Genomic DNA, 14,677 nt, shown 5'->3' with positions numbered 1-14,677 from the left:
TACTAGTCGTCTAAACTGACGGCTAACACATCACAAGACGCATCGTGCAAAACGCTATCGGCGGTTGAACCCAGTAGGCGCTGCAAACCTGACAAACCACGCCGACCGACCACAATCAAATCTGCATGGCAAGCTTTGGCTTGCTCAACAATGATTCGCCGTGGCACACCGGTAACAACTTTAATAGACTCTGCAGCAATCCCCGCATCGGCAACCAATTGATTTAAACGTTTTTCTGCTGCGGCCACGGCTTTGTCGGCCAGCTCATCAACCCACGCGCCTGCTACACCTGTTATTGCAACATCTTCTAACACAGGATAACTGGGTAATTCTGTGACATGCAGCACGTGTAACGTGGCATTAAAAGTGTCAGCCAATGCCTGTGCTCGTGCCAAAGCTTTTGTACTGGTTGATGAAAAATCTACCGCCACCAACAGGGTGTGATACTGAGCCATGAGGCCTCCTTGTTATGTTTTACACAGAAACTGTGGATAAGTTTGTGTGCAACTACGATAATCTACCTTAAAAACCTTTAAAGTCTAGGGGTTAACAGGTGTTGCACATTTTTTTAGCAATAGGGTTATTTTACCACTGATGGGCGCAGGTAAATCGGTTCGGGTAATTGCTGATCAAGTGACCGGGCTTGGTCAAGCTGCGACCAGGCCAAACGCCCCGCCGCTTCGGCTTCGGGACAAGCCGCACGCCAGTCATGAAGCAGCGGTTTAATGACATCCCAGCCTTGTTTTAGGTTCATTAAATCCCCGATGCTGCCTTGGTGTGGCTCGGCAAGCGCCATGGTTAAATTCGCAATCGGCCATAAATGCGCATCGTTTTCAGCCACAAATCCATCTGCTGTATACTGGAATGACTGGGCATAAACTTCATTCATTCTGGCATCGAGTAACGCCCAATATCGTCCGCCTAGCTCGCGCTGGCCCGCGGGGATTTGATTGACTAATACACTGAGACTGGGCAGGCTAATGACTGGTTTTTGCCAACCCATGGCTAAGCCTTGCACCACCCCAGCAGCAATACGTAAACCGGTAAAAGCACCTGGTCCCTGCACCCAGGCGAGTGCACGTAAACGCTGTGGGTCGAGCTGTGCCTGCTGTAACACCTCATCAACCCAAGGCAAGATCACACGCGCATGGCCTTGTGGCACCCACTCACTGCGGGTTATGGCATGACCATCTTCAAACACCAGGCTCACTGAACAATTAGCCGTAGTGGCATCAAGGGCTAAAATCGCTGACATGCAGACTATCCTTTATTTCGATAAAAACTGTTTAACCGGGTCAGGCTGCTCATACCAGGGAAAAGGCGGCAAACTATCACGAATGCGTTTGCCATAGCCTTTTTGGGTTAAGCGCGGATCACATAACACCAATACGCCACGATCCTCGGTATCACGAATTAAACGGCCACAGCCTTGTTTAAGATTCATGACCGCTTCAGGTAACTGAAAATGGGCAAAACCGTTTAAGCCTTGTGATTTCAAATAGGCTTCGCGTGCTTGCACAATCGGGTCATCAGGCGGACTAAACGGAATACGGTCGATCATAACGAGTTGTAACGCGTCCCCTTTCACATCTACCCCTTCCCAAAAACTTTGCGTGCCCAGCAAAATACCCCGCTTGGCCAGTTTAAACTGCTCTAGCAAACTATTTTTATCGCCCTCACCCTGCACAAATAACTTGCCATCCCAGTGTGGCGCTAAAATCGCTTTTGCCTCATTGAGTGCTTTGAAGCTGGTAAAGAGTAAAAATGCTCGACCACCACTCAATTGTAATAACGGCCAGATGGCACGCAAACAGATTTTAATGTAATCGCTTTGTTTGGGGTCAGGCAAACCAACAGGATGGTAAATCGCGGCTTGTTTGGCATAATCAAACGGACTGGCTAAAGAAAGGGTCTCTGCTTTTTGTAAGCCCAGCCGATGCATAAAATAGTCAAACTGCCCCTGCACACTGAGGGTCGCTGACGTAAAAATCCAACTGCCACCGAGTGCGGCGCGTTGTCGATTAAACGGGCCATCCACATTCAGTGGCACTAAACTTAACCGAAAACGCGCTTGCGATGATTCTACCCAGCGTACCTGAGTGGGGTCATCACTTTGAATCCAATGAGCAAGGTTGTCGACCCAACCTTGGACTTTTCGTGCCAAACTCGCTAATAACTTACCGCGCTTCTCTAACTGGCTAAGTTGATCATAAAGCGCTTGCAAATGACTGAGTAATTCATCGACCGTGTCCATAAACGCTGAGGTCGCTTGTAGCTCTTGCCATGTCCAACGTTTATCCCAACTGCCTAATGTCGCGTTGAGAGCCTTAAGATGCGCTTGCAATGCCTGAGCACGATCGACTAGCTCTTGACTATCGGCAGCTTCAGACGCCTGCGCTTCTTTTATTTCACGAACCAGTTCTTCAAGTTGAAAACGACTGAGGTTAAACCCTAAAAACTGTGCGGCGATGTCGGCGAGTTGATGCGCTTCGTCAAATATATATACATCACACGCTGGTAACAGCTCATTAATTCCTTGTTCGCGCAATGCCAGATCAGCACAAAACAAATGATGGTTAACCACAATAATATCGGCTTCGCTGGCTTGTACTTTGCGTTGCGGATAAAAACACTCACTGTCTTTTTGGCAATTATTGGCTTGGCAAAACTCCAATTTGGCACAGACTTTTTGCCATAGTCCATCTGTTTCAGCTAAACCTGGGCATTCACTTAAATCGCCGGTTTTGGTTTTGCTGGCCCACACTTGAATCTGTCCGAGCGTTTGTTTTTCAGTTTTGGTTAATGCGTCTTGCAGCGGCGCTAACTCTAACCTTGCTTGGCAAAGATAGTTTTCTCGCCCTTTTAGCAATAGGATTTTAGGGTAGCGCTGACAAATTTTTTTTAATTTTGGCAAGTCTTTGCTGACAAGTTGCTGCTGCAGATTTTTGGTGGCGGTAGATACCAAGATTTTTTTGCCTGATAAAATTGCTGGGATGAGATAGGCAAAGGTTTTACCCGTACCCGTCCCTGCTTCGGCAACGAGCAGGCCTGCATCATCAATCGATTTAGCGACCGCTTGGGCTAAATCAACTTGGGCTTGACGCGGCTGATAGCCCTCGACAAACTCACTGAGCCTGCCGTTGCTGGCAAAAATAGTCGTTAAGGTCGTTTTTAGGTCGGGTTTAGCCAAACATCTGCCCTCAGTATCACATTGATCCAAAAGTGCCTAGGATACCTTAAACCCCTTATCTTGTGTATTATTGATTGTAATCGCTAGACATTTAGGGGAATTGTGAGTAGAATGCGCACTTCAAATTTGAATCAACACTAACCTAGGTAATAATCATGAAAATTTTATCTTCATTAAAATCAGCAAAAACACGTCATAAAGACTGCCAAGTTGTGCGTCGTCGCGGTAAGGTTTACGTTATTTGTAAAACCAATCCTAAGTTCAAAGCGCGTCAGCGTTAATTGAATAGCGTCTTAATTTAGACGCAACCGGATGATACAAAAAACCGCCCTGATCAGGCGGTTTTTTTTATGGCTTAATTTTTTGATAATTAGGCTTTTTTGAAGCGTGGATGGGTTTGTTGTAATTTTTCAATAGTATTAACAATCAAATGGGTATCCACCTTACCAATAAAGCCATCGGCCCCCATCGCGAGTACTTCTCGCTCATTATTCTCACTGGTCATTGAAGTATGCACAACAATCGGCAGCTTGTGCCATTCTGGATGGGCGCGCATTTCCTTGATAACTGTGTGACCCGATGCTACTGGCATTTCTAGATCTGTAAATACCATCGAAATGTCGTCTATATTTTCTAAACTTGCCAAATAATTTAGCAGTAGACGGCCATTATCAAAGCCTTTTACTGGAATACCCAAACGCTCAAATACCTGATTCATATACTGTTGAATCGAGCGACTGTCTTCGGCATAAAGCAATGTTTTAGTACGCACCAGTTCACTTAACTTAACTAATGAGGGGTCAACTTCTTCTGCTGAAGAGAAAATTTTCTTGGCCATTGAGGGCATGGCTTCAATCAATAGTTTTTCAATATCGAGAATATAACAAAGCTTGTCAGAGTTTTCTAAATAGGTGTGGTTAACGATCTGTGCAGATTGTGCATTGAGGTTGTAATTACTAGCCGGTTTAATGTCCTGCCAATCTTTTTCTTCCACGCCATGAATATGCGCTACACGTAAGCCTATAAAATTACGACTAAAATCGGCTACGATAATGATTGATTTTTCACGCTGCTCTGGAGTCATGGTGTAACCCATCCACTGAGGCAAATCAATGACGGGCAGGTAAACACCACGTAACTCAATCATACCTTCAACCAAGTGATTAGTATCTGGCATCGGGGATATAGGGTAAGCGCGCCCCTCTAACACTTCTCTGACTTTAAAAACGTTCATACCATAAAACGGCGGCTCACGATGTTGCTCATCACTAAAATGCACTTGAAAAACCATCAAGCTCAATTGATTGTTTTTACTCAGGTTAGCGGTTTTTTCAATTTGCTCAAGACTTGCCGACATAAGCCACTCACTTTTAACGAATTTAGTTTCTCAAAAATGCTTTTAGTATAACAAAACTACACCACACTCAACTGCGATTCAACACATCATTTACCGGCTTAAAACTCTTACGGTGCATCGGTAGCGCGCCATAGTCTGCGAGCGCTTTTAGATGCACTGGCGTAGGATAGCCCTTATGCCGATCAAAACCATATTCTGGAAACTGCTGGTGTAATTGCATCATTTGCTGATCACGATAAACCTTGGCAATAATGGCCGCCGCACTGATAATATCAAGACGCAAATCCCCTTTTACCACGGGTTGGCAAGAACAGTCTAAATCAGGACAACGATTGCCATCGACATAAACCTGTTTAATGGGATGCTTTAATTGAAGTACAGCCTGCCTCATCGCCCATAGGGTCGCCTGCAAAATGTTGTACTGGTCAACTTGTGCCGGCGATGCCCCCACAATAGCATAATCCACCGCCACCGCTTTAATTTGCTCGGCCAAGGATTCACGCTTTTTTGCCGATAGTTTTTTTGAGTCGGTTAACAATAAACCATGGTCGGCAGGCAAAATCACCGCCGCCGCAACCACCTCACCCACCAAAGGACCTCGGCCCACTTCATCCACCCCAACTGAATAGGGATAGTCTTTGGCGGCTAGCCTAATCGGCGCTAAGTCAAGATTCGATTGGCTCATGACACTTTTGCCTTGTTTAAACCGGCGAGTTCAGACACGGCTTGGGCAGCTAAGCGCCCAGAGTCACGTTGCAGAGTCTGTTTAAGCTGATAAAAGTGCTGTCGCTGGGCATCACGCACTTGGGAATCTATTATTAACTGACCCAAAGCTAAGGCTAATTTATCAGCACGAGCATCATGTTGAATAAATTCCGGTACGATAGTTTGCTGCGCCAAAATATTTGGTAAGCCCACCCAGGGTAATAACGCCATACGCTTCATTATCCAATAAGACAGGGGGTGAACCTTAATCGCAATGACCATCGGACGCGCCATTAACGCGGTTTCGAGTGTCGCCGTACCCGATGTCACCAATACCAAATCACTCGCTTGCATGACCGTTTGCGCGGGCACTTGCACCAACTTAATCGGCAGGCCTGGTGCTTGATGCGCCACCATGTCTGCCAGTAGCTCATAAACTCGCTGGTTAACGCATGGAATAACAAACTGGTAGGCCGGAAAACGCGGATGTAGTTTTAAAAGCGTTGCCAAATAAACAGGCGCCATGCTAGTAACTTCACTTAAACGCGAACCCGGTAATACCGCCATCAATGGCTGCTCATTCGTAATACCCAGCGTTGTCTTTGCCGCACTAATGAGCGCAGGTTCATCAGGGTTATTGGCAACCTGTTGCGCAAGGGGGTGGCCAACACAGGTCACCGGAATCTGGTGTTGCTGATAAATGGCTTCTTCAAAAGGAAACAGTACCAGCATCCCCGATACAGAGTTTTTAATCTTATGAATACGTTTAGGACGCCATGCCCAAATAGACGGGCTAACATAGTGTAAGGTAACCAGGCCTGCTTGTTTCAGCTTTTTGGCCAAGCCTAAATTAAAATCAGGCGCATCAATGCCAATAAAAGCATGGGGTTTCAGCGCGATGATCCGTGCCGCTAAATGGGCTCGCAATTTTAATAATTTAGGTAGGTGTTTAATGACTTCGGCAAAACCCATAATAGAGAGCTGACTCATATCCGCCCAACTCTCTAATCCCAAGGCTTGCATTTTAGGTCCGCCGATCCCCACAAAACGTGCATTAGGATAAAGATCAAGCAAGCCCTGCATCAAATCAGCGCCGAGAGTATCACCGGACAGTTCCCCAGCAACCAGCGCAAAAACTGGCTCATGTTGATTTAACATCGCTCTAGCGGATAATGCCACTATGATGATCTTGCGATAAAAACGCCACTAATGAATCGAGTGTGCCTCGATGATCATTCAGCGCTTGTATTTCAATAATTGCATCGTTTAACTTAAATTCTTTACGGTACAAGATACGATAGGCTTTTTTAATTAAACTGATTTGTGCCTCATCAAAATCTCGACGCTTTAAGCCTTCTGAGTTAATCCCGTGTGGTTTGGCAATATTGCCTGACACCACCACATAATTAGGCACATCCTGGTTAATGACACTACCCATACCACAAAACGCATGCGCACCAATGTGACAAAATTGATGAACCAGGGTGTAGCCACCTAAGATAGCCCAATCATCGACTTTCACATGACCGGCAAGTGCCACGGCATTAGCAAAAATCGTGTTATTACCTACGATACAATCATGGGCAATATGCACGCCTGCCATGATCCAATTATGATCACCGATGGCCGTGTAACCAAGGTCTTGCACCGTGCCCGTATTAACCGTCACATTTTCACGAAAAGTGTTATCGGTGCCTATGCGTAACTCGGTAGGTTCATTACGATACTTTTTATCTTGGGGTTCTGCACCAATGCAACTAAATGGAAAAAAACGATTATTGGGCCCAATGTGGCTGTGCCCTTCAATCACCACATGGGCATCGAGCTGACAGCCTTGCTCTATTTTGACATTCGCCCCAACGACACAAAATGGGCCTACCCGCACATCATCTGCTAATTCGGCTTGCGGATGAATAACGGCGGTTGAATGAATTAACCCTGACATAGCTACACCTTTCGTTCTGCACACATTAAATCAGCAGACGCAATAACCTTACCATCAATACGTGTTTCACACTCAAACTTCCAAATTCCGCGCTTTTGCCCTGTGGTCTTAACCGAAAAATCCAACCGATCACCCGGAACAGCAGGCTGCCTAAAACGGCAATTATCTATAGCCGCTAGATAATACATCGTCGTGCCATCTGGCTTTAACTCTTGCGATTTAAACGCCAAAATGCCAGTGCACTGTGCCATAGCTTCAACAATCATCACCCCCGGCATGATTGGATTATTGGGAAAGTGCCCGGTAAACTGCGGCTCATTAAAGGTCACATTTTTATAACCTTTAAGCGAAACCCCAAGTTCAATCTCGGTCACCCGATCGACCAATAAAAATGGATAACGGTGTGGCAAGTAGTCGAATATATCTTTGATATCTAACATTATTTAATTTCCTAATTAAATCAGCAGGCAACTATTCACCTTCCGTTGAGAACTGAGCCAGCTTTTTTTCAAGCTGTTTAACACGCTGTGTTAAATCATTTAGTTTGCGTATCTGAACTTTACTTTTTTGCCACTGGGTGTGCGGTATGGCCGGAAAACCTGAATAAACACCTGATTCCACAATATCACTGGCAGGTGCTCCACGCGCCATAAAGGTTGTTTTGTCAGCGATAGTAACATGACCAACCGCACCCGCCTGGCCTGCAAACACACAATAAGCGCCAATTTTGGTACTGCCTGCAATACCCACCTGGGCAGCCATAGCTGTGCCCTGACCCACTTCAACATTGTGTGCTATGTGTACCAAATTATCGATAATACAATCATCGCCAATTATAGTGTCTTTCAAGGCGCCACGATCAATGCAAGTATTTGAGCCAATCGAAACACGATGACCTATTAAGACACGTCCAATTTGAGGAATTTTTAACCAGCGTCCCTGATAGGGTGCAAAACCAAAACCATCGCCGCCAATGACCGCACCTGATTTAATATGGCAATCCTCACCGACTTCACAGTAATGCAGAATGGATACATTATTATCAATTCGACTTCTGGCACCTACTTTGGCGCCCGTCGCAATTCGACTGTGCGATGAAATAACGACGTCTTCACCAATCACTGCGCCCGCTTCAATGACTACAAAGGGCCCAATCACAGCAGAAGATGCAATTTGGGCGCCTCTATTGACCACGGCTTGTGGATGAATACCCGACGCCTGACGTGGGTTTGGATAAAACAGTTGTGAGACTAAAGCATAAGCTGCGTAAGGATCCGCAACCAAAATAGCCGGACAATCTAGGGTGTACTGATCTAACCATGAAGGGTTTAACAATAGCAGGCCTGCTTGTGTTGCATGCAGCTGTTTTAAATACTTAGCCTGACTCACAAAACTGACTTGCTGTTGATTGGACTGACACAGCGGTGCAACGCCAACCAAATCGCTAGGTAGCTCGCCATGAGCAATCGCTTCCATGCCTGCTTGCTGCAAGTGATTAAGCAACTGTTGACCTGTATATCCCACAAGCACCTACCTTTGTTCTATAGCTTATTTTAATGTATGACTAGCGATTAAATTCGGTGCTAGACCGGTCGTGCAGCTCCGTCATATAGGATAAAACTTGTTGGGTTAAATCCACTCGCGCACTGGTAAATGCAATACCCTCGTACAATATCAGGTCAAACCCTTCACGCTGCCCTACTTCACGAATCGCATCATTCACCACATTTTGTAACTTGGCCAATTCTTCATTGCGTCTTATATTAAGCAATTCCTGTACATCATTACGTTTACGCTGGATTTCTCGACCCAAAATTGCAATTTCACGTTCCCGTAAGTTTTGTTGTGACTCTGTCATGGCCAACTGATCACGATTGAACCCACGTTGTTTTTGCTCCATCTTGTTATTAAGCTCAATGAGCTCTTGCTGCTGTGATGAGAACTCGCTTTCTAAACTTGCACTGGCACGTTTAGCCTGGGGCGACTGTTCGAGCAACACAGCAACATTCACGACCCCCACCTTTACCGCGCCAGTTTGCGCAACTAACGGTAAAGACTGCAAGCCTAAAAAACCAGCGATAAAACTTATTGCCAACCAACGACGCATACTTATATTCCGCTCAAAATGTAAATTAATATAAAGCATTCACTCATTTTTTGTAAGCTTATCGATTAAAAAGGAACCCCTAAGCTAAATTGGAATGACTGCGTTTTATCACCTTTTTCCGTTTTTAACGGCCTTGAAAAGCTAAATGCTAATGGCCCGACAGGTGTAATCCAAGAAAAACCTAGCCCCGTAGCCACTCTAAATTCACTGGGATCCACCTCATCCAGCGTGGAGTAGATATTACCGCCATCGACAAACCAGCTTAAACGAATATTACTGGAATCTTCAATTAAAGGCATGGGAAACACTAATTCCGCTGTTGTAATAGCTCGCGCATCGCCACCACGTGGTCGATTTGATCCTTCCGCTGGTGTATAAAAGCCACCTAATGAGTTTGGCTCAAAACCACGCACGGACCCGATCCCACCGGCAAAGAAGCGCTCATAAAAAGGTAACCGCGTCAAATCACCATAGCCTTCACCAAAGGCCAAAGAACCGGATAATTTTAACGTGAAATTATCGGTTAGCGGGGTCCACCAGGCTTCATCTAAAAAGACTTTATAAAAGGTCACGTCAGAGGTTCCAGGAATAGCAGCTTGCGCCGATACGCTGGCACGATGACCTTCCGTTGGGAAGAAAAAACTGTTGCGGCTATCATAGCGCCAACCACCGGTAAGCGACAGGACCGCATTTTGCTTACCGAAGTCTCTTACAAAATCATTACAGTCACGGAAACCGCTGGCGTTACAGTTCACACCTACTTCTTCAACACGCAAGCCCATATTTAAACGGGTCAGTTCTGAAGTTGGGTAACCGACACTGATTCTTGCGCCAAGACGATCAAGCGTATAGTCGGTAATATTTAGCTCAGAAGCATTGACCTTACTGTAAAAAATCCCTGTTGATAAACTGACACCATCTTTGGTGAAATAAGGATTGGTAAACCCTAAATCCGCACTTTGAATGGCCACCGATGAATTGACACTCAGTTCTAACTCATTACCCGTGCCTAAAACGTTCTTTTCCGCAATCCCTAAGTTAAAGCTGATACCATCCAACTGGGAAAACCCAATGCCTGCGGTAAACGAGCCAGTGGGCTGTTCTTCCACTCGAATCACAAGATCTACCTCATCATCTGAAACACGTCGCGTATCAACATCTACACTCGAGAAGTAGCCTAGACGATTTAGGCGCGATGTCGATTGGCGAACGGCTTGAAGTGAATAAGGCGCCTTCTCATATTGACGCATTTCACGTCTAAGCACATGGTCGCGAGTACGGGTATTGCCCTCTATTTCAATTTGACGCACATAGACGCGCGATCCTTCTTCTAGCACAAAATTGATGTTGGCCAGCTGGGTTTCAGGGTCTAGATCAACTTGTGGATCAACATCGGCAAATGCAAAGCCTTTGTCACTAAATCTATCTCGAATGGCGTTGATACCCGCAATAATCTGACTGCGTGAAAATAATTCACCCGTTTCCAGGTTAAGCAGCTCATATAAGCTCGCTTCATCTATTCGATCAGACCCGCTAAAGGTCAGCTGATTTAGACGGTACTGTGGCCCTTCCGTCAAATTAACCGAGATATATACCTCCGTTAAATCCTCTGATAAAGCGACTTGTGAAGAATTAATATCAAATTCGGCAAAACCACGATCCAAATAAAATGAGCGTAAGGTTTCTAAGTCTGCTTGTAACTTAGGACGTGAATATTTATCCGCACTGCCAAACACCACATGTTCTTTTAACAACAATTGACCCTTTAGGCGACGATCACTATAGGTATGATTACCCACAAGACTGATCCGTTCTATGGAAGCAGGCAGGCCTTCAACAACCTCAATGTTCAGTGCAACACGATTACGCGGCAATTCTTCCGCGCTAATCTTTACCTGGGCGGCATAGTAGCCTTGGTTATGATATTGGCGACGTAAATCCAGGATAACCCGTTCCATCTCCACCGGATTAAAAATTTTACCCTGAGTAATCCCCAGACTGGTGAGCGCTTTTTTAAGGTCATCGGTTTTAATCAGCCGATTGCCACTAATATCAATATCTGCAATAGAGGGGCGCTCCACTACTTCAATAATTAACTCATCCTGCTCACCACGATACAAGGCAATATCATTAAAAAAACCAGTCCGAAATAATGCGCGTATGCTTTCCTGCTCAAGGCCTAGGGTTAAGGTTTCACCCACTTGCACAGGTAAATAGGTATTGAGGGTCTCAAAGCCAATACGCTCATTACCGATAACCTTGACATCTGTCACTACAAAGTCTCCCGCTACAACAGGGGCAGCCAGACTCATTGCACAGAAGGTTGCAAGTAATTTTGGTTTGAAATACTGCGTAATCTTATTATCCATTTGATAGCCTTAGCAGGTCATTGGAAATCGCTAAAAGCGTCAAGCCTGCAATCATTAAAAATCCAACACGCTGCGCCGCCATTTCAAAGCTCTCGCTTACCGGCTTGCCTCGTATCATTTCATATATATAGTAAGTCAAATGCCCGCCATCAAGCATTGGAATGGGCAACAAATTCAAAATACCCAAACTCAAGCTAAGCAGTGCCATAAGCGTTAAAAACTGTACCCAGCCAGATTGTATCGCCTGTCCAGAAAAGTCAGCAATACTAATCGGACCAGACAAATGGCTTAAACTAACCTCACCGGTCACCATGCGTTGTAACATCTTTAACGTCATACTAACCAGGGTTTTAGTCTGCTCATAACCCGCAACGGATGCTGCCCATAAACCCAGTTGTTGGGTTTGCTGGTATTGGCGAATAATCTCAGGGTCTTGATAGACGCTGGCGCCGAATTGACCCCGCTTAACGCCATTTACCTCAATTTCGGCTAATTGTACCCAAGTATTGAACTCGGCACCATCACGGCGATAGCTAATTTGCGCTGTTTCGCCCGGGTGAGCCTGCACCCAAGCCACAAACGCCTGCCAACTAGCTACCCTTTCACCATCAACCCGATCAATAATATCACCACTACGCAGGCCTGCTTGATCGGCTGCACTGGCTGAAATAACACGGTCAAGTTTAGCGGGCAAGGGTGGCAAATAACCGGCCCAGCCCATCTCAAATACTCGGTCAGCACTAAAATCGTTAATATTTAAATGATTAATGGGCAACTCAACATAGTAGGTTTGTAACGGTGTTGATGCATCAATATTGGGCGAAACAGTTAATGTTAGGTGACTGCGTTGGTTAATCACCCCCTCTCCCACCGCCTGTGACACCCCTTGCCAACCATAGATATCACGCCCATTTACCTGCGTAATCCACCAGGCCTGCTCAGTCGATCTGCCCAGCTCACCTATAGAGGCCATCGCCTCAGAAACCGGTGTTACTTCTGGCTCAATAGTAAACAATGCTTTGGATTGAGCCACCCCAACGGAATAAATAAAAACATACACCAACCAAGCAAAGACTAAATTAATCGCAGGACCGGCAGCGACTATGGCAAAACGCTTATAAACTGATTGACGATTAAAAGCGCGGTGTTTTTCATCCTCCGCAACGGGACCATTACGCTCATCCAAAAAACGAACATACCCACCCAACGGAATCGCAGCCAATTGAAACTGGGTTTCACCCACTTTGCGCGTCCAGATAGGTTTGCCAAAACCAATAGAAAATACTTCCGCCTTAACCTTAAACCAACGGCCTACAGCATAGTGACCCCATTCGTGAATGGTAACCAGCACGCCAATGATCACGACAAAACCAAGCAAAGACCAAGCTAGGCTAGTAACCATACCCATCCCACCCAGAACAATGGCAGTGCAATCAATAGACTATCCACACGATCCAGTACGCCACCATGGCCAGGCAACAAACGACTACTATCCTTAATTCCCGACTGGCGCTTCAACAAACTTTCAAATAAATCGCCACCAACAGATATAAAGGCGACAACCAGGCTCCATCCCACAAATGCAATGATATTAAGGTCTTGCCCTGCACTAAGATAATCCAATCCACCGCTCAGGATAACACTTAGCGCAAATAACGCCACCAAAGCCAAGCCGCCCCAAACACCTTCCCAGCTTTTACCTGGGCTAACATAGACCGCTAACTTACGTTTACCCCACTGCCGCCCAGCAAAATAAGCACCGCTATCCATTATCCACACCAGTGCCATGGCATAAAGTAATACCCAAACAGAATAAGCTAAGCGTAGTTCAATAAGCGCCAATCCTAATGCGGAAATAAAGATCGCACCTAAAGCCATGGCCACATAGATATTTTGGTACAAATACACCTGCCCTTGCGCACGCTGATAACGCCATACGCCAAAGCCAATCGCAAGCAATTGAATAAACACCAGACCATACAGCCAAGAGGCTAGATTAAGTTGCCACAGACTCCATACACAACTTACAACGACTAGGCTATAGCTAATTTTAAGCATTTCAGCGCGCATGCCGTATAAGTTAGGCCACTCCCATGCCGCCAAAGCCACCACGCCTAACACAATATAAGGCCACCAGCTTTCATCTGCGACAAATAACGCCAGGCCTGCTAATACCAATAGCACCAGTGCGGTAAGAATCCGAGGCATTAACATTGCGCGACCTGCTCGCCTGTTTGCCCAAAACGTCGTTGACGCTGCGCAAAAGACGCTAAGGCTAGATCAAGCTCGGCCTCATCAAAATCAGGCCATAAAGTCGCGGTAAAATAAAACTCCGCGTAAGCCATTTGCCAAATCATAAAGTTACTGATACGTTGCTCCCCACCGGTACGAATTAACAAATCAGGCTCGGGCAAGTCGGCCAAACTAAGAAAGGGATGTAAAGCATCCGGCGTAAGCGCATCAATCGACAAATCTGGATGCGCCTGCTGCCAATTTTGAACAGCGGTAACAATATCGGCTCGCCCGCCATAATTTGCCGCGATATTTAAATGCAGTGCCGTATTATGCTGGGTCAGCTTTTCAGCACGATCGATATAGGCTTGAATATCCTCAGAAAAACCCTGCTTGTTACCAATAACACGCACCCTAACATTATGTTTGTGCAGCGTATCAACTTCTTTTTGCAAGGCCTTTAAAAACATAGCCATTAACTTAGATACTTCGTCTGCTGGACGGCGCCAATTTTCAGTACTAAAGGCAAATAGTGTCAGCGCATGCACACCGCGGTTCATCGCCGCTTCAATAATCTTGCGCACCGCATTACGGCCTTTTTGATGGCCGACATAACGTGGCAAAAACCGTTTTTTAGCCCAACGACCATTACCATCCATAATAATGCCGATATGCTTTGGCAAGTGCACGTTCTCGTCAGATAAGAACTGATTGGATTGATTAGTCAAACAATGTCATCCTCGTTAACTAAATAAAACAACGGCCCAAATTT

The 14,677-nt window shown here is 45.7% G+C and carries 15 protein-coding genes; 1 reads left to right on the top strand and 14 read right to left on the bottom strand.

Annotated elements, in window-relative coordinates; all coding sequences use genetic code 11:
• Nucleotides 1-2 precede the first annotated feature (2 nt).
• From BM293_RS00395 to BM293_RS00385, 3 genes are all read right to left on the bottom strand, one after another.
• Complete coding sequence (locus tag BM293_RS00395; protein ID WP_093446007.1) at nucleotides 3-455, bottom strand: universal stress protein; 453 nt, start codon at nucleotides 453-455, stop codon at nucleotides 3-5.
• Between the two features lie 125 nt (nucleotides 456-580).
• Nucleotides 581-1,255, bottom strand: coding sequence for a tRNA (adenosine(37)-N6)-threonylcarbamoyltransferase complex dimerization subunit type 1 TsaB (gene tsaB, locus BM293_RS00390; protein ID WP_093446006.1), 675 nt, complete (start codon nucleotides 1,253-1,255; stop codon nucleotides 581-583).
• Between the two features lie 12 nt (nucleotides 1,256-1,267).
• On the bottom strand, nucleotides 1,268-3,190 hold the full coding sequence (locus BM293_RS00385; protein ID WP_093446004.1) for an ATP-dependent DNA helicase: 1,923 nt from the start codon (nucleotides 3,188-3,190) through the stop codon (nucleotides 1,268-1,270).
• Nucleotides 3,191-3,345: 155 nt separating this feature from the next.
• Between BM293_RS00385 and ykgO the strand changes: the two genes are divergently transcribed.
• Entirely contained in the window at nucleotides 3,346-3,471 is a 126-nt protein-coding gene (gene ykgO, locus BM293_RS00380; RefSeq protein WP_006459136.1) for a type B 50S ribosomal protein L36, read from the top strand.
• Nucleotides 3,472-3,560: 89 nt separating this feature from the next.
• Here ykgO and BM293_RS00375 read toward each other — a convergent pair whose 3' ends face one another.
• From BM293_RS00375 to BM293_RS00325, 11 genes are all read right to left on the bottom strand, one after another.
• Nucleotides 3,561-4,547, bottom strand: a complete 987-nt coding sequence (locus BM293_RS00375; protein ID WP_093446002.1) for a chemotaxis protein CheV — start codon at nucleotides 4,545-4,547, stop codon at nucleotides 3,561-3,563.
• A 67-nt stretch (nucleotides 4,548-4,614) separates the two neighbouring features.
• Nucleotides 4,615-5,232, bottom strand: coding sequence for a ribonuclease HII (locus tag BM293_RS00370; RefSeq protein ID WP_093446000.1), 618 nt, complete (start codon nucleotides 5,230-5,232; stop codon nucleotides 4,615-4,617).
• On the bottom strand, nucleotides 5,229-6,410 hold the full coding sequence (gene lpxB / locus BM293_RS00365; protein WP_200770604.1) for a lipid-A-disaccharide synthase: 1,182 nt from the start codon (nucleotides 6,408-6,410) through the stop codon (nucleotides 5,229-5,231). The genes BM293_RS00370 and lpxB overlap by 4 nt, the downstream gene beginning before the upstream one ends.
• A gap of 4 nt (nucleotides 6,411-6,414) precedes the next feature.
• Nucleotides 6,415-7,197: an acyl-ACP--UDP-N-acetylglucosamine O-acyltransferase gene (gene lpxA, locus BM293_RS00360; RefSeq protein ID WP_093445997.1), complete on the bottom strand. Its 783-nt coding sequence runs from the start codon at nucleotides 7,195-7,197 to the stop codon at nucleotides 6,415-6,417.
• Between the two features lie 2 nt (nucleotides 7,198-7,199).
• Nucleotides 7,200-7,637 carry a 3-hydroxyacyl-ACP dehydratase FabZ gene (fabZ, locus tag BM293_RS00355; RefSeq protein ID WP_093445996.1) on the bottom strand — a complete coding sequence of 146 codons (438 nt, stop codon included), beginning with the start codon at nucleotides 7,635-7,637 and terminating at the stop codon, nucleotides 7,200-7,202.
• A gap of 31 nt (nucleotides 7,638-7,668) precedes the next feature.
• Nucleotides 7,669-8,721, bottom strand: coding sequence for a UDP-3-O-(3-hydroxymyristoyl)glucosamine N-acyltransferase (gene lpxD / locus BM293_RS00350; protein ID WP_093445994.1), 1,053 nt, complete (start codon nucleotides 8,719-8,721; stop codon nucleotides 7,669-7,671).
• Nucleotides 8,722-8,761: 40 nt separating this feature from the next.
• The gene (locus BM293_RS00345; protein WP_093445993.1) at nucleotides 8,762-9,304 is read right to left on the bottom strand and encodes an OmpH/Skp family outer membrane protein; all 543 of its coding nucleotides are present in this window, start codon (nucleotides 9,302-9,304) and stop codon (nucleotides 8,762-8,764) included.
• A gap of 65 nt (nucleotides 9,305-9,369) precedes the next feature.
• Nucleotides 9,370-11,673 carry an outer membrane protein assembly factor BamA gene (gene bamA, locus BM293_RS00340; RefSeq protein WP_093445991.1) on the bottom strand — a complete coding sequence of 768 codons (2,304 nt, stop codon included), beginning with the start codon at nucleotides 11,671-11,673 and terminating at the stop codon, nucleotides 9,370-9,372.
• Entirely contained in the window at nucleotides 11,666-13,075 is a 1,410-nt protein-coding gene (rseP, locus tag BM293_RS00335) for an RIP metalloprotease RseP (protein WP_093447801.1), read from the bottom strand. The genes bamA and rseP overlap by 8 nt, the downstream gene beginning before the upstream one ends.
• On the bottom strand, nucleotides 13,060-13,887 hold the full coding sequence (locus tag BM293_RS00330) for a phosphatidate cytidylyltransferase (protein WP_093445989.1): 828 nt from the start codon (nucleotides 13,885-13,887) through the stop codon (nucleotides 13,060-13,062). The genes rseP and BM293_RS00330 overlap by 16 nt, the downstream gene beginning before the upstream one ends.
• Nucleotides 13,881-14,633, bottom strand: a complete 753-nt coding sequence (locus tag BM293_RS00325) for an isoprenyl transferase (RefSeq protein ID WP_143607716.1) — start codon at nucleotides 14,631-14,633, stop codon at nucleotides 13,881-13,883. The genes BM293_RS00330 and BM293_RS00325 overlap by 7 nt, the downstream gene beginning before the upstream one ends.
• Between the last annotated feature and the right edge of the window lie 44 nt (nucleotides 14,634-14,677).

Source organism: Thiomicrospira sp. ALE5 (genome assembly GCF_900112445.1).
Lineage (GTDB): Bacteria > Pseudomonadota > Gammaproteobacteria > Thiomicrospirales > Thiomicrospiraceae > Thiomicrospira.
Note: the sequence above shows the minus strand (reverse complement) of the source record. Positions and strands in the feature narration are given on the sequence as shown.